This window comes from Mesorhizobium sp. M1273, assembly GCF_040318195.1.
Classification (GTDB): Bacteria; Pseudomonadota; Alphaproteobacteria; order Rhizobiales; family Rhizobiaceae; genus Mesorhizobium.
Window position 1 is genome coordinate 46,472 of record NZ_JAMYLV010000009.1, and the last position, 14,047, is coordinate 60,518.

Here is a 14,047-nt window from a genome sequence, read left to right on the forward strand (position 1 = left end):
TAGGAACAGGCTCGGGGCGTGGCATTTTGACCAAAAAGGCCAGGTGGACGACGAATGGGCCAATGACTATGATCCCGCGCAAAACTGGGAAGGCGACATGAATTATCAGCGGTTTTTCGAGGAAGCGATCGACCAGCTCCATGCGGAGCGTCGCTATCGCGTCTTCGCCGACCTTGAGCGTATCGTCGGGAAATTCCCACGCGCCATCTGGCGCGCCAATGGCCGCGCCGAGGAAATCACCGTCTGGTGCTCCAACGACTATCTCGGCATGGGCCAGCATCCCGACGTCATTGCCGCGTTCCAGAAGGCGGCAGGCAAGATGGGGTCGGGGGCCGGCGGCACCCGCAACATCTCCGGCACCAGCAACCCGCTGGTCGAGCTCGAACTGGAGCTTGCCGACCTGCACGACAAGGAAGCGGCACTGGTTTTCACCTCCGGCTTCGTTTCCAACGAGGCGTCGATCTCGACCATTGCAAAGCTGCTTCCCAATTGCCTGATCATCTCGGACGAGCTCAACCACGCTTCGATGATCGAGGGCGTGCGGCGCTCAGGCGCCGAGAAGAAGATCTTCCGCCATAACGACGTCGCGCATCTCGAAAGCCTGCTGCAGACGGCCGGCCGCGAGCGCGCCAAGCTGATTGTCTTCGAGAGCGTCTATTCGATGGACGGCGACATCGCGCCGATCAAGCAGATCGTCGATCTCGCCGAGCGCTACAACGCCATGACCTACATCGACGAGGTCCACGCCGTCGGCATGTACGGGCCGCGCGGCGGCGGCATCACCGAGCGCGAAGGGCTGGCCGACCGCATCGACATCATCGAGGGCACGCTGGCCAAGGCGTTCGGCACGCTTGGTGGCTACATCGCCGGCACCAGCGCCGTGATCGACGCGGTGCGCTCCTATGCGCCGGGCTTCATCTTCACCACGGCGTTGCCGCCGGCGATCGCTGCCGCGGCAACCACCTCGATCCGCCATCTCAAGCGCTCGCAGGCCGAGCGCGATGCGCAGCTGCGTCAGGCGACGCGGACCAAGCAAGTGCTGGCCGCGGCCGGCCTGCCGGTGATGGAGTCGCCTACCCACATCGTGCCCCTTCTGGTCGGCGATCCCGAGCTCTGCAAGATGGCCAGCGACCGCCTGCTCGGTGTGCACGGCATCTACATCCAGCCGATCAACTACCCGACAGTGCCGCGCGGCACCGAGCGGCTGCGCATCACGCCGACACCGTTCCATTCGGACGCGTTGATTGCGTCCCTGCAGGACGCGCTGGTCGAGACATGGGATGCGTTGGGGATTCCTTACGGTTCGGCGGGCCGACCGTCGGTCGCCAAGAGCGACCGCGTCATTCCGTTGCTGGTGCCGAAGTCGGGCGGCTGAAGCCCGTTTGAAACTCTACTCCGGCGGCCATCTGACGCGGCTTTCTGCGCTTCCGGTGCTCACGGACCCAAATGTCCGCTGCGCTCCGGTTCTCGAAACCCACGCCAGCTGACTCGCCGGAGCGAGTTTGAACTCGGGGCTTCGAGGCAGCTCACATATTCTTCATCCATTTCGCCAGCCGGTGCGCGGCTTCCTCGAGCTGGTCGAGACGGCGGTGGAAGCATAGCCTGAGAAAGGATTCGCCGCCGGGGCCGAAGGCGGTGCCGGGAGCCAGGCCGACATTGGCGCGGTCGACCATGTCGAAGGCGGCAGCGCGGGAATCGGTGATGCCGTCGACCGCGAAGAACAGATAGAATGCGCCCTGCGGCACGGTGAACCGCGCCCTGCCGGTTTCGGCGAGAATGCCGCACACCAGGTCGCGCGCCGCCCTCGCCCGCTCCACCTGCTCGACGATGAAGGCGTCGCCCTCATCGAGGGCAACGACGGCGCCGCGCTGCATGAACTGCGCAACGCCGGACGTCGAATACTGGACCAGGTTCTCGAACACCTGCTGCAAGGCGGGATGGATCTTGATCCAGCCGATGCGCCAGCCGGTCATCGCCCAGTTCTTGGAAAAGGAATTGACGAACAGGATGCGATCCTCATCGGCCATGATGTCGATGAAGGACGGCGCGCGACTATCGCCGTAATGAAACAGCGAATAGATCTCGTCGGCGATGATCCACAGGCCCCTTTCGCGGGCAAGGTCGAGGATCGCCTGCAGCGTCTCCTTGTCGGCGGTCCAGCCGGTCGGGTTGGACGGCGTGTTGACGAACAGCGCCTTGGTCCGCGGCGTGATCGCGGCTGCGATCTTGTCGACATCGCAGGACCAGCCATTGCCCGACTGGTCGAGCGTGACCGCGACCGGCACGGCGCCGGCGACGCCGGCGGCGGCGGCGAAGTTCGGCCATGCCGGCGACAGGTAGACGAGTTCGTCGCCCTTGCCGGCCACCGCGTCGATGGCCATCTGGATGGCATGCATGCCGGAGCCGGTGACGATGAATTCCTCGTTGGCGAAAGTCTTGCCGAAATGCCTGGTGTAGTAGCGGGCGAGTGCCTGCCTGAGTTCGGGAATGCCCCGCTGCCAGGTGTAGAAGGTTTCACCGCCGGCGAGTGCCTTGGCGGCGGCATCAGTGATGAAGGCAGGCGTCGGCAGGTCGCCCTCGCCGGCCCAGAGCGGGATCATGCCGTCGCGGCCGCGGCCACGGTTCATGACGGCGACAATGCCGCTTTCAGGCGCCGCCCGCGCTTCGGCGCGCAGAGTATCGATCAGGGTCATGGATGGGTCCGTTTTCGTTTGCTCGACTGCTAGCGTGTTTCAGGGCGGACGAAAACAGAAAACCCCGGCCGCAGGCGACCGGGGTTTTGGTCCAGAAAGTTGCCGCAGGCGCTATTTTCTGGCGAGGAGATCGCGAATTTCGGTGAGCAGCGCGACGTCGGCCGGTGGCGGGGCAACCGGGGCGGCCGGTTTCTCGCGCTCCAGCCGCTGGCGCAGATTGTTCACCGCCTTGACCATCAGGAAGATGATGAAGGCGAGAATGAGAAAATTCAGCGCCACGGTGATGAAACTGCCATACGCAAAGACCGCGCCCTGCTTCTTTGCGTCGGCCAGCGATGTGGCGTTGACGGCTGAAGACAAGGGCAGAAAGTAGTTGTTGAAGTCCAGTCCGCCGAAAATCGCCCCGATAATCGGCATGATGATGTCGTTGACCAGCGAATCGACGATCTTGCTGAAGGCAGCGCCAATGATGACGGCGACGGCCAGGTCCATCACATTGCCCCTGGAAATGAATTCCTGAAATTCTTTCAGCATTCGACCCTCCTTGTCCTGACCGGCCGTGCTGCCGTCCACGCCTCGGCATCGACCGGTCGGCAGAATAGCAAAAACCTGCGGTTGCGACAGGCGCAAAGACGTGTTTCCCCGGCCTGGATTGCGCGAAGCCACAGCCATAATGCGCCGAAAGCCGCGATGGACTTGATCGCCAAGCTGTGATTGCGTCTGCAAGGCCGGATGAAAAAACCGGCGCAGGGAGGAAGTTCGAGGCGTGCAGGGCTGGTTCATCGTCATCATCGCGATCGCCTATGTGACGTTGCTGTTTGCTATCGCCAGCCTGGGCGACCGGCGCTCGACGTCATCGGGGCCTGGCCGCGCCCGGCCCTTCATCTATGCGCTCAGCCTCGCCATCTACTGCACCTCCTGGACCTTCTTCGGCTCGGTCGGGCTGTCCTCCGAGCGCGGCCTGGAGTTCCTCGGCATCTATATCGGACCGGTGCTGGTGTTCGTGTTCGGCTTTCCGCTGCTGCAGCGCATCGTCAGGCTGGCCAAGACCGAGAAGATCACCTCGATCGCCGACTTTCTCGGCGCCCGCTACGGCAAGAGTTTTGCTGTCGCGGCGATCGCCACACTGATCGCGACCATCGGCGCGGTGCCCTATATGGCGCTGCAATTGAAGGCGATCTCGGGCTCGGTCAGCCTGATGGTCGAGCACTATACCGGCTCGCCGCCGTCGTTCGATCCGTTCGTCAGCGACATCTCGCTGGTCGTTGCCATGCTGCTGGCGCTGTTTGCGGTGCTGTTCGGCACGCGCCACGCCGATGCCACCGAGCACCAGGACGGGCTGGTGCTGGCGGTGGCAGTCGAAACCGTGGTCAAGCTCGCCGCCTTCCTGGCAATCGGCCTGATGGTCATGTTCCTGATCTTCGGTGGGCCAGGCGACATGTTCGACCGGCTCGCCGAAAACACGCAGGTGCGCCAGGCGATGGGCTACAACACCTCGCTCGCCACCTGGCTGGTGCTGACATGCCTGAGCGGCTTTGCCATCCTGATGCTGCCGCGCCAGTTCTATGTCACCATCGTCGAGAACCGCAGCGAGGCCGAGCTGCGCACCGCGACATGGGTGTTTCCGCTCTATCTGGTGGCAATCAACCTGTTCGTGCTGCCGATCGCGCTGGCCGGCCTGGAACTGGTCGGCCCCAGGACCAGCAGCGACCTTTACGTGCTGTCGCTGCCGCTGTTCAGCGGCCACGACGTGCTGGCCATGGCCGCCTTCATCGGCGGGCTGTCGGCGGCGACCGCAATGGTGATCGTCGAAAGCGTCGCGCTGTCGATCATGATCTCCAACGACCTGGTCATTCCGCTGTTCGTGCGCCGGCTGCTGCGGACCACGACATCCGAGAACGAGGACTGGTCGACGCTCATCCTCAATGTACGCCGGGCGGCGATCTTCATCATGCTGTTCATCGCCTTTCTCTACTACCGCGAGAGCACCAATAGCGCGCGGCTGTCCTCGATCGGCCTGATGTCGTTCGCCGCGATCGCGCAGTTCGCGCCGGCAATGATCGGCGGCCTGATCTGGCGCGGCGCCAACGGAAGGGGTGCCGCACTTGGCATGGTCGCCGGCATCGTCGTCTGGAGCTATACGCTGCTGCTTCCCTCGCTCGTCGCGCCCGATACCGGCATCCTCGTCCACGGCCTGTTCGGCTTCGATGCATTGCGGCCGCAGGCTCTTTTCGGCACCGTCGCCGAGCCGCTGAACCATGGCGTGCTGTGGAGCCTGTCGATCAACACGATTTTTTTTGTGTTCGGCTCGCTGTCGCGCGCCTCCGTGCCGCTGGAACGCATCCAGGCATCGATCTTCGTGCCGCGCGAGGCGGGGCCGCTGCCGAGCCTGCGCCGCTTCCGCACCACCATAACCGTCAACGACCTCAAGGACACGATCGCGCGCTATCTCGGTGTCGAACGCACCGAGCGGTCATTTCAGTCGTTCGAAAAGAGCGGCGGCACTTCACTGCACGGCAACGAACAGGCCAGCATGGATGTCATCCGCTTCTCCGAGCAGCTTCTGGCCAGTGCCGTCGGCTCCTCTTCGGCGCGGCTGATCCTGTCGCTACTGCTGCGCCGCAACGACCGCGAATCCAAGGACGCCTTCCGCCTGCTCGACGACGCCACGGAGGCGCTGCAGCACAATCGCGATCTGCTGCAGATCGCACTCGACCAGATGGAACAGGGCATCACTGTCTTCGACCGCGATTTCCGGTTGATTTGCTGGAACCGCCAGTACCGGGCGCTGTTCGACCTGCCCGACGAGATGGGCCAGGTCGGCGTCTCACTCGATCGTATCCTGCGCCACCTTGCCGAGCGCGGTGACATACCGGCAGACCAGCGCGTCACCATGCTCAACCGCCTGACCAGCTTCGTCAGCCCATGGCAGATGGAGCTGAAGACCAGCGGGCGCATCCTGGAATTGCGCTCCAATCCGATGCCGGACGGCGGCATCGTCGCCACCTACGCCGACATCTCTGGACGCGTCGAGCAGGATCTGGCGCTGAAGCGCGCCAACGAATCCCTGGAACAGCGAGTGAAGAGCCGCACCGCCGAGCTCACCCGCGTCAATGAGGAGCTGGCGCAGGCGCAGATGCTGGCCGAGGAGGCCAATCTCGGCAAGACCCGCTTCCTCGCTGCCGCCGGCCACGACATCCTGCAGCCGCTGAACGCCGCCCGCCTCTATTGCTCGTCACTGATCGAGAAGACTGGCAAGGGACCTGCCGGCAAGGCGGCGATGAACATCGAATCGTCGCTGGAATCGGTCGAGACCATCCTCGGCGCGGTGCTCGACATTTCGCGCCTCGATGCCGGCGCGATGAAGCCGGACGATACGAGCTTCGGCCTCGACGGGCTGCTGCGCCAGATCGGCAACGACTTCCGGCCGCTTGCCGCCGAAAAGAAGCTCGAACTCTCGATCATGCCGTCGTCGCTCAGCGTCATGACGGACCGCAATCTGCTGCGCCGGCTGATCCAGAACCTGGTCTCAAACGCCATTAAATACACGCGCCATGGCCGCATCCTGGTCGGCGTGCGGCGGCGCGGCGAATTGGCCGAGATCCAGGTTATCGACACCGGCATCGGCATTGCCGGCGACAAGCTCAACACCGTGTTCCGCGAATTCACCCGGCTCGACGAGGGCGCACGCGAGGCGGAAGGCCTCGGCCTTGGGCTCTCCATTGTCGACCGCATCGCCCGCGTCCTGCGCCTCGAAATCCGGATCTTCTCCAACCCAGGCAAGGGCACACGCTTTTCCGTGTTGCTGCCGGTGGTGGCCGTGCAGGCACCGCGGCGCGAGGCCGAGGCGAAGCCGCCTGCCCGTGCCGCGGCCTCGCTTGCCGGGCTCCATGTGCTCTGCATCGACAACGACGCCCGCATCCTCGACGGCATGCGGCTGCTGCTCGAGGGTTGGGGCTGCAGCGTCGACACGCTTTCCGGCGCGGAGGATCTCGAGAGGTCCGGCATGCATCGGCCGGACATCGTGCTTGCCGACTATCATCTCGACAACAGGACCGGCCTCGAATTGATCGCCCAGTTGCGTGCGATCCATGGCGAGGACTTGCCGGCCGTGCTGGTCACCGCCGACCGCTCCAGCGAGGTTCGCGCCGCTGCCGGCAGGCTCGACGTGCCGGTGATCAGCAAACCACTGAAACCGGCAATGCTGCGCTCGATGATGGCCAGGGTCAGGCCGCTGGCGTCGGCGGCCGAATAGGAATCAGCCGGCCGTCTGCAGCGGGTCGCTGCCGATTTTGGACAAAAGGATCACCGCCTGCGTGCGGCTGTCGACGCCGAGCTTCTGCAGGATGGCCGAGACATGCGCTTTGATCGTCGCTTCGGAGACCCCGAGCTCATAGGCGATCTGCTTGTTGAGCAGTCCCTCAGCCAGCATGCCGAGCACGCGCGTCTGCTGTGGAGTCAGCGCTTGCAGGCGCTTGATCAGGTCGGAAATCTCGGGATCGCGCTCGACACCGAGATCGACCCCGGCGGGTGCCGCGATATCACCTGCGAGCACCGACTGCACCGCATTGCGGATCTCCTCCATGCTGGCCGATTTGGAGATGAAGCCGGAGGCGCCGAGATCGAGCGCGCGCCGGATCGTCACCGGATCGTCATGCGCCGAGACCACCATCATCGGCACCGCCGGATGGATGCCGCGCAGCGAAATCAGGCCGGAAAGACCGCTTGCCCCCGGCATCGAGAGATCGAGCAGCACCAGATCGACATCCTCATTGGCCAGGACCAGCGCCTTGGCGCTTTCGAAATCGCCGGCCTCGTGAATGGCGGCAACGTCTCCGATGCCCGCGAGTGCCTCCCTCAATGCACCGCGAAAAAGCGGATGATCGTCGGCAATGACGAATGTGTAGCCCAACGGTGATATCCCTCCCCGACTCCCATTGGCGATGTTCCGCCTTGCAGGATCTGAACGATTGTAACGCTACGCCTGCCGTCCGGCGTGGGCGGCTTGCTATTCCCGCCCCAGGTCTTTTTGCGAATTGCCTAGGTCTTTTGCGAATTGGGCTTGGCGCCGTCTTCGTCCTTGTCCATGTCCTTGACGATATCCATGAAGCTGCGCAGGAAGCGCTCCATGTAGCCCATCGTCTTGTTGAAATCCTCCTCGCTGGGCAAAGTCGATTCGAAACGGGCGGCAAGCGAATTTTCGAGCTTGGCGACGCGTTCGTCGAGCGCCTTCACCGAACTTTGCAGCCGGTCGACCTCGCCCTGGAAGGCGGCGCGCTCGTCGGCCGCCATCTTGCAGACGAGCTGGCCGGAACGCTCCTCGCAGAGCGACATGGCGCCGGTTTGCGTATCCATGCGGACATAGCCATTGGCCGATTTCTCCAACCGGTAGCGATCGGCTTCATCGGAAAAGGCCGACGCCGCGACAAGCGACACCAGTGCTGCGGGGATCAAGACGTGTTTCAGACGCATGTTTTCCTCCATGAGCCAGTCAGCGCAATCTATCACAGTTTGCGCCTGAAATGGGGACGAACCTGAAATGGGGAAGAACACGGGCCTGCCCTTCCCCGCGTGGTCGGTTCGGACTATAGCGCAACTATGTCCGAGATCATCTACAAGATAGTTCCCGAGGTGCTGTGGCGCGAGGCTGAAAGAGAAGGCCGCTTCACCGGCGCGCCTATCGACGTCGCCGACGGCTTCATCCATTTTTCTACCGCCGGGCAGGTTCGGGAAACGGCGGCCAAACATTTCGCCGGCCAAAGCCGGTTGCTGCTGGTCGCCGTCGATAGCGCGCGCCTCGGCGATGCGCTGAAATATGAGGTCTCGCGCGGCGGCGCCCTGTTCCCGCATCTCTATGGCGGGCTCGGCCTCGATGCGGTCGTTTCGGTGCAGGCATTGCCGCTCGGCGCTGACGGCCGGCATGAATTCCCGGCGCTGGAGGCCGAATGAGCGCGTTCGACCGGATCGGCCAGAAACTGCTGTTCACGCTCGATCCGGAAACCGCGCATGGGCTGTCGATTGCCGCGCTGAGATGCGGGCTGCCGGTCGCCGGTCGTCCGCCGCAGGACAACAGGTTAAAGGTCAGCCGTTGCGGGCTCGATTTCCCGAACCCGCTCGGCATGGCCGCGGGTTACGACAAGAATGCCGAAGTGCCGGACGCGCTGCTCGGCCTCGGCTTCGGCTTCGCCGAGGTCGGCACGATCACGCCGCTGCCGCAGACGGGCAATCCAAAGCCACGCATCTTCCGGCTGCCTTCGGAGGGGGCGGTGATCAATCGGCTGGGCTTCAACAATGAGGGCCACGCCGCCGCGGAGAAGCGCCTTGCCGCCCGCAAGGGCCGCCCCGGCATCGTCGGGATCAACATCGGCGCCAACAAGGACAGCGCCGACCGCGTCAGTGATTATGAGCGCGGCATGATCCGGTTCGCGCGATATGCCAGCTATCTGACGATCAATATCTCCTCGCCGAACACGCCGGGCCTGCGCAACATGCAGGCGCGCGACCAGCTTGGCGAGCTCCTGTCGCGGGTCATGGCTGCGGGTGCGGCGGCACCGGCAAAACCGCCCGTCTTCCTCAAGATCGCCCCGGACCTGGTCGAGCCCGAGCTTGAGGACATCGCCGCCGAGATCAGCGACAAGCAAATGGACGGCGTCATTGTCTCCAACACCACGATCGCGCGATCCGGCCTGCGCAGCGCCGGCCTTGCTGGCGAGGCCGGCGGGCTTTCGGGGAAACCCTTGTTCGAGCGCTCGACCATCGTGCTGGCAAGGATGCGAAAACTGCTTGGCCCGGATCCCACTATCATCGGCGTCGGCGGCGTTGATTCCGCCGAGACGGCGTTGGAAAAGATCCGCGCCGGCGCCGATCTCGTGCAGCTCTACACCGGCATGATCTATGCCGGGCCCGCGCTGCCGGGGCGCATTCTTTCCGGCATGGCCCGTTTCATGGACAGTCAAGGGCTGAAGTCGCTGCGCGAGCTTCGCGACAGCCGCCTCGATCACTGGGCGGCGAAACCGCTTTAGCGATCAGTTAAAGGCTGTGCGCGCCCGCAGCCGCAATATGGCGAGCAGGCTGAAGCCGCGTACCAGCAGGAAGACATGCAACGCCGCCCACAAGCCGTGATTGCCGAATGCCGGCGCCAGAATCAGCAGCGCGGCGCTGAACGACAGGAACGACACCAGCATCATGTTGCGCATGTCGCGCGACCATGTTGCGCCGATGAAAATCCCGTCCATCTCGAAAGCCAGCGCGCCGCTGAGCGAGGTGAACGCCGCCCAGGGCAGGTAGATGTCGGCAATGGCGCGGACGTCTGTCGCGGTCGTGATCAGGGCGACGAGATCGGCGCCCTCCAGCAGGAAGAAGAGCGTCGCCGCGCCCGCCAGCCCGAGCCCCCAAAGCAGCGTCAGCCGCACCGCCTGATCAAACGCCGTGGCGGCACGGGCGCCGATGGCGCGCCCGGCGAGCTGTTCGGCAGCGGTGGCGAAACCATCGAGGAAATAGCCGGCAACCAGGAAGAGGTTCATCAGCACGGCGTTGGCGGCCAGCGTCAGAGTGCCGAATTGTGCGCCTTGGCGCGTGAACAGCGCGAAGGCGGCGAGCAGCGAAAAGGAGCGGATCATGATATCGCGATTGAGCGACATCATGCGCAGGAATGCCGGCAGATCGAGGACGCGGTGGCGCGGCAGCCTGGGCGCCGCCCAAAAGCGCCGGCCGACAATGGCGAGACCCAGCAGCATGGCGACGAATTCGCCGGTGACCGTTGCCCAGGCAACGCCGGCAACGCCCCAGCCGAGCTCCAGGCCAAGCAGGAAGCAGAGGGCGATGTTGATGCCGTTCAGTATCAATTGCAGGATCAGCCCGAGCCCGCCCTCGCCGCGCCCAAGCACGTAACCGAGGATGGCGTAATTGATCAGCGAGAACGGTGCCGCGAGCATCCTGATGCGGATATAGACGTCCATCGCCGCGCTGACGCGCGGCTCGGCGCCGATGAACCATTGCCCGGCGGTGGAGACCAGCGGCGCAAGCGCGGCAAGGACGACGCCGGCGACGACCGCGATCAGCACGGCGCGCCAGAACACCGCCTGCTCCTCCAGCGCATCGCCGCGCCCGAAGGCCTGGGCGACGAGGCCGGTGGTGCCGGAGCGCAGGAAGTTGAAGGTGGTGAAAACGACGTCGAAGATCAGGGCGCCGGCCGCCAGGCCGCCGAGAAGGGCGGCGTCGCCGAACTGCCCAACCACCGCCGTGTCGACAATTCCGAGCAACGGCGTCGTCAGATAGGCAAGCGTCATCGGCACGGCGATGGCGAGCACCGAGCGGTTGGTGACGACGAAGGCCCTGGCTTCGGTGGTGTGGGCTTCGATGGGTAAAGCCTGCTCCAAACGCGTGTTGCTTCCTGTTGCGGCTTGATCGGCCAGCCGATGTGCCCCAGTTTGCGGACCTCGCGCAACCATCCACCCCGTTATGTTCAACCGAAATCCGCCTCTGGCGCACCGGCCGCCCCATGCCCCTGCAGATCGTTCATCATCCCGACTACGACGCCGGCTTCGCCGTCAACCACCGCTTCCCGATGAGCAAATATCCGCGGCTGATGGATGCGTTGCGGGCACGCGGCCTGGCGCAGCCCGAAGCGCTCAACATGCCGGAGGCGGCGCGGCCATCATGGCTGAAGCTTGCCCACGCGGCAGACTATGTCGACCAGGTGCTTGCCTGCAAAGTGCCGGTGGCGATCGAGCGCGAGATCGGCTTTCCCGTCGGACCGCGGGTTTCGCTGAGGGCGCAGCTCGCAACGGCCGGCACGGTGCTGGCAGCGCGGCTAGCGTTGCTGAACGGCATCGCCTGCAACACCGCCGGCGGCAGCCATCATGCACGGCGCGCGCAAGGCGCCGGCTTCTGCACCTTCAACGACGTAGCCGTTGCCGCGCTGGTGCTGCTCGCCGAAGCTGCTGTCCAAAACATTCTGGTCGTCGACCTCGACGTGCATCAGGGCGACGGCACGGCGGATATCCTGAACGACGAGCCGCGCGTGTTTACCTTCTCCATGCATGGCGACCGCAACTACCCCGCGCGCAAGATCGCCTCCGATCTCGATGTCGCCCTGCCCGACGGCGCCGGCTATGCAGCCTATCTGGAGCGGCTGGACGCCATCCTGCCGGAGCTGTCGGCGCGAAGGCGCTGGGACCTCGTCTTCTACAATGCCGGCGTCGATGTCCATGTCGAGGACCGGCTCGGCAGGTTGTCGCTCACGGATGACGGGCTGCGCGCCCGCGACGATATGGTGATCCGCCATTTCCGCACGCTTGGCATACCGGTATGCGGCGTTATCGGCGGCGGCTATTCGACGGATGTCGCAGCACTTGCTGCACGGCACGCCATCCTGTTCGAGGTGGCGGCGGGCTACGCCTGAAAATTCACTTCCGGTAGTTAGCGATCCTGAGCAGGATGAAGGCCGGCACGACGATCGCGGCACCGAGCAGGATGTAGCCGAGAAAGCGGTCGATGGCGTGGAAGCCCAAATTCCACAGGTCGATGAAGAATTTGCGAATGCCATAAAGCACATCCATCGGCGACCAGCCGAAGGCATTCATGACCAGCCCGACGAGGAACGACACCACAAGCAGCTTCAGGATCACCCGGAGCGGCGTATCGCCGAGAAAGCGGTTCAGTGCGGACAAGCCTGTCTCCACAGTCGGGTGCCGCGATTCGGGCACATGCCTAGAAATACGCAGTTGATAGCCCTGCATCAAGCCGAGCCCTCAAACCGGATTGCGCATCGGCGCCGGGCCATGATATCGGAGGAACCAGCGCGGGTATGATGTAATGGTAGCTTGTCAGCTTCCCAAGCTGAACGCGCGGGTTCGATTCCCGCTACCCGCTCCAGCTTTTGCCCCCGGTGCATTGCACTTGTTCTGGCCAAGCTGAAAACCAGCGGATTTATAGGCAGTTTTACGGCCCGGCTGGCCGTCTTTCATCTGTTTGGCCGATGTGCCAGTTCGTGGAATATCTCACATTGAGGGTCGGCGGGGCCTCGAATGACCCCAACCGGAAAGTCTACCCTTGGCCCGCTGGCTTCTGCTGGCGGGCTTTTTTTGAGCATCAGGCAATAGTGGCCGACGTGCATCGGCGCCGCTGCTGGCGGGCCTGTCTGGTCGTCTGGCCGGCCACGGGATGCGCTCCGCTTGCCGCTCCAGCCCTTATCCCACCTCCCGCAGAATAAAGTCGTGCAGCATCTTGGCTGCCGGTGACAGCGCGCGGTTCTTCACCGTGATCAGGCTGTAGGGCCTGACCTCGATGTCGAATTCAGTCTGGACAACATCGATGGCGCCGGCCAGGCCTTCCGGGTTCTGGATGAACTTCGCGACCTGGATCGAAACCGGCGCAATGGCGTCGGATTGCGCGACCATGACCAGAGTCAATAGCAGCGAGCTGGTGTTGAGGATGCGGTCCGGCAGCGCGATGTTGCGGTTCAAAAAGTTGCTTTCCATCGCCTGGCGCAGCGGCGAGCCGCCCGACTGGAAAACCCAGTCATAGGCGGCGGTGTCTTCCAGCCGCACCGCCTTGCCCTTGGTCAGCGGGTGGCCGCGGCGCACGATCAGGCAGGCTTTCTCGACGCCGATGACGCGCGCTTCGAACAGCCGCGGATTGAGGTCGTCGGGGATGCGGGCGATGATGAAATCGTGGCGCGAGGCGATCAGCTCGCGCGCCAGGACGTTCGAGGTCTCGACCTGCATGGTGATTTCGATGCGCGGATAAAGGCGCCGGATCTCGCGGATCGCCGGCACCGCCAGCTCGATCGCCGGTGCTGTCACCGCGCCCAGGAATACTGAGCCGCCCTTGCCCGCCTTGAGCTCGAAAATCTCGCGGTCGACCTCGCGCATCTCGAGCAGGATCGATCGCGCGCGCCGTGCCAACGCCTTGCCATAGGGTGTCAGCGTGATGCCGCGCGGCAGCCTTTCGCAGAGCTTGACGTCGAGCACGGCCTCCATCTCGGCGATCATGCGCGAGGCCGCCGGCTGCGAGATGTTCATGACCTGGGCCGCGGCGCTCACCCGGCCGTGCTCGTCGAGGGCTGCGATCATGCGCATGTGACGCAGGCTCAAGCCGCTGCGCAGCAAGGTTCCGCCATCACCCGGGATCTCATCGTAACCGGCTGATATTCCGCCAGGATTTCGCAGCGCCGCCATGATTCTTCCCTACTCTTACGCCCGGCGCCCTGGCTGGATCCGGCTGCGTCGTCACTAGCCTAAGCCATATCAGTCTCGATATAGCAACCATCAAAGATCGCATTTGACAGTTATGGCAAAGCGACACACCCTTCGCGCGTCCTGAGGCTTGACGGTCGGTGACGAGGGAAACTC

General features: G+C 64.1%; 12 protein-coding genes and 1 tRNA gene. 6 read left to right on the forward strand and 7 right to left on the reverse strand.

All coding sequences use genetic code 11. The features are described from left to right. Window positions 1-97 precede the first annotated feature (97 nt). Window positions 98-1,375 carry a 5-aminolevulinate synthase gene (gene hemA / locus NKH30_RS12265; RefSeq protein WP_352613927.1) on the forward strand — a complete coding sequence of 426 codons (1,278 nt, stop codon included), beginning with the start codon at window positions 98-100 and terminating at the stop codon, window positions 1,373-1,375. 151 nt (window positions 1,376-1,526) lie between these two features. On the opposite strand, the gene NKH30_RS12270 is transcribed toward hemA, so the two are convergent. Further along, window positions 1,527-2,693 carry a pyridoxal phosphate-dependent aminotransferase gene (locus NKH30_RS12270; RefSeq protein WP_352488243.1) on the reverse strand — a complete coding sequence of 389 codons (1,167 nt, stop codon included), beginning with the start codon at window positions 2,691-2,693 and terminating at the stop codon, window positions 1,527-1,529. Between the two features lie 111 nt (window positions 2,694-2,804). Beyond that, window positions 2,805-3,227 carry a large conductance mechanosensitive channel protein MscL gene (mscL, locus tag NKH30_RS12275; RefSeq protein WP_352577002.1) on the reverse strand — a complete coding sequence of 141 codons (423 nt, stop codon included), beginning with the start codon at window positions 3,225-3,227 and terminating at the stop codon, window positions 2,805-2,807. A 232-nt stretch (window positions 3,228-3,459) separates the two neighbouring features. On the opposite strand from mscL, the gene NKH30_RS12280 reads away from it, so the two are divergent. Continuing rightward, window positions 3,460-6,948, forward strand: coding sequence for a PAS domain-containing hybrid sensor histidine kinase/response regulator (locus NKH30_RS12280; protein WP_352813664.1), 3,489 nt, complete (start codon window positions 3,460-3,462; stop codon window positions 6,946-6,948). Window positions 6,949-6,951: 3 nt separating this feature from the next. Here the strand turns inward: NKH30_RS12280 and NKH30_RS12285 are convergent, their stop codons facing one another. Both NKH30_RS12285 and NKH30_RS12290 read right to left on the reverse strand, forming a co-directional pair. After that, complete coding sequence (locus NKH30_RS12285; RefSeq protein ID WP_473556440.1) at window positions 6,952-7,614, reverse strand: response regulator; 663 nt, start codon at window positions 7,612-7,614, stop codon at window positions 6,952-6,954. Between the two features lie 119 nt (window positions 7,615-7,733). Beyond that, complete coding sequence (locus tag NKH30_RS12290; protein ID WP_352613925.1) at window positions 7,734-8,165, reverse strand: hypothetical protein; 432 nt, start codon at window positions 8,163-8,165, stop codon at window positions 7,734-7,736. Between the two features lie 126 nt (window positions 8,166-8,291). Here NKH30_RS12290 and NKH30_RS12295 point away from each other — a divergent pair, with 126 nt between their 5' ends. Both NKH30_RS12295 and NKH30_RS12300 read left to right on the forward strand, forming a co-directional pair. Continuing rightward, window positions 8,292-8,642: a DUF952 domain-containing protein gene (locus tag NKH30_RS12295; protein ID WP_352613924.1), complete on the forward strand. Its 351-nt coding sequence runs from the start codon at window positions 8,292-8,294 to the stop codon at window positions 8,640-8,642. Continuing rightward, window positions 8,639-9,715, forward strand: coding sequence for a quinone-dependent dihydroorotate dehydrogenase (locus tag NKH30_RS12300; RefSeq protein WP_352813666.1), 1,077 nt, complete (start codon window positions 8,639-8,641; stop codon window positions 9,713-9,715). Before NKH30_RS12295 ends, NKH30_RS12300 begins: the two co-directional genes overlap by 4 nt. A 3-nt stretch (window positions 9,716-9,718) precedes the next feature. Here the strand turns inward: NKH30_RS12300 and NKH30_RS12305 are convergent, their stop codons facing one another. Then, window positions 9,719-11,143 carry an MATE family efflux transporter gene (locus NKH30_RS12305; protein ID WP_352814096.1) on the reverse strand — a complete coding sequence of 475 codons (1,425 nt, stop codon included), beginning with the start codon at window positions 11,141-11,143 and terminating at the stop codon, window positions 9,719-9,721. A gap of 50 nt (window positions 11,144-11,193) precedes the next feature. Here NKH30_RS12305 and NKH30_RS12310 point away from each other — a divergent pair, with 50 nt between their 5' ends. Further along, complete coding sequence (locus NKH30_RS12310) at window positions 11,194-12,096, forward strand: histone deacetylase family protein (protein WP_352813668.1); 903 nt, start codon at window positions 11,194-11,196, stop codon at window positions 12,094-12,096. Between the two features lie 4 nt (window positions 12,097-12,100). Here NKH30_RS12310 and NKH30_RS12315 read toward each other — a convergent pair whose 3' ends face one another. Beyond that, window positions 12,101-12,364, reverse strand: coding sequence for a DUF6460 domain-containing protein (locus tag NKH30_RS12315; protein WP_023677362.1), 264 nt, complete (start codon window positions 12,362-12,364; stop codon window positions 12,101-12,103). 131 nt (window positions 12,365-12,495) lie between these two features. Here NKH30_RS12315 and NKH30_RS12320 point away from each other — a divergent pair. Then, window positions 12,496-12,569, forward strand: a tRNA-Gly gene (locus NKH30_RS12320). Window positions 12,570-12,883: 314 nt separating this feature from the next. Here the strand turns inward: NKH30_RS12320 and NKH30_RS12325 are convergent. Beyond that, window positions 12,884-13,873, reverse strand: coding sequence for a LysR family transcriptional regulator (locus NKH30_RS12325; protein WP_352464898.1), 990 nt, complete (start codon window positions 13,871-13,873; stop codon window positions 12,884-12,886). Window positions 13,874-14,047 lie beyond the last annotated feature (174 nt).

Coding starts and splice junctions, on each gene's coding strand:
- mscL (WP_352577002.1), bottom strand. CDS start 3,227: ATGCTGAAAGAATTTCAGGAATTCATTTCCAGGGGCAATGTGATGGAC.
- NKH30_RS12270 (WP_352488243.1), bottom strand. CDS start 2,693: ATGACCCTGATCGATACTCTGCGCGCCGAAGCGCGGGCGGCGCCTGAA.
- NKH30_RS12290 (WP_352613925.1), bottom strand. CDS start 8,165: ATGCGTCTGAAACACGTCTTGATCCCCGCAGCACTGGTGTCGCTTGTC.
- NKH30_RS12295 (WP_352613924.1), top strand. CDS start 8,292: ATGTCCGAGATCATCTACAAGATAGTTCCCGAGGTGCTGTGGCGCGAG.
- NKH30_RS12305 (WP_352814096.1), bottom strand. CDS start 11,143: ATGGTTGCGCGAGGTCCGCAAACTGGGGCACATCGGCTGGCCGATCAA.
- NKH30_RS12325 (WP_352464898.1), bottom strand. CDS start 13,873: ATGGCGGCGCTGCGAAATCCTGGCGGAATATCAGCCGGTTACGATGAG.
- NKH30_RS12300 (WP_352813666.1), top strand. CDS start 8,639: ATGAGCGCGTTCGACCGGATCGGCCAGAAACTGCTGTTCACGCTCGAT.
- NKH30_RS12310 (WP_352813668.1), top strand. CDS start 11,194: ATGCCCCTGCAGATCGTTCATCATCCCGACTACGACGCCGGCTTCGCC.
- hemA (WP_352613927.1), top strand. CDS start 98: ATGAATTATCAGCGGTTTTTCGAGGAAGCGATCGACCAGCTCCATGCG.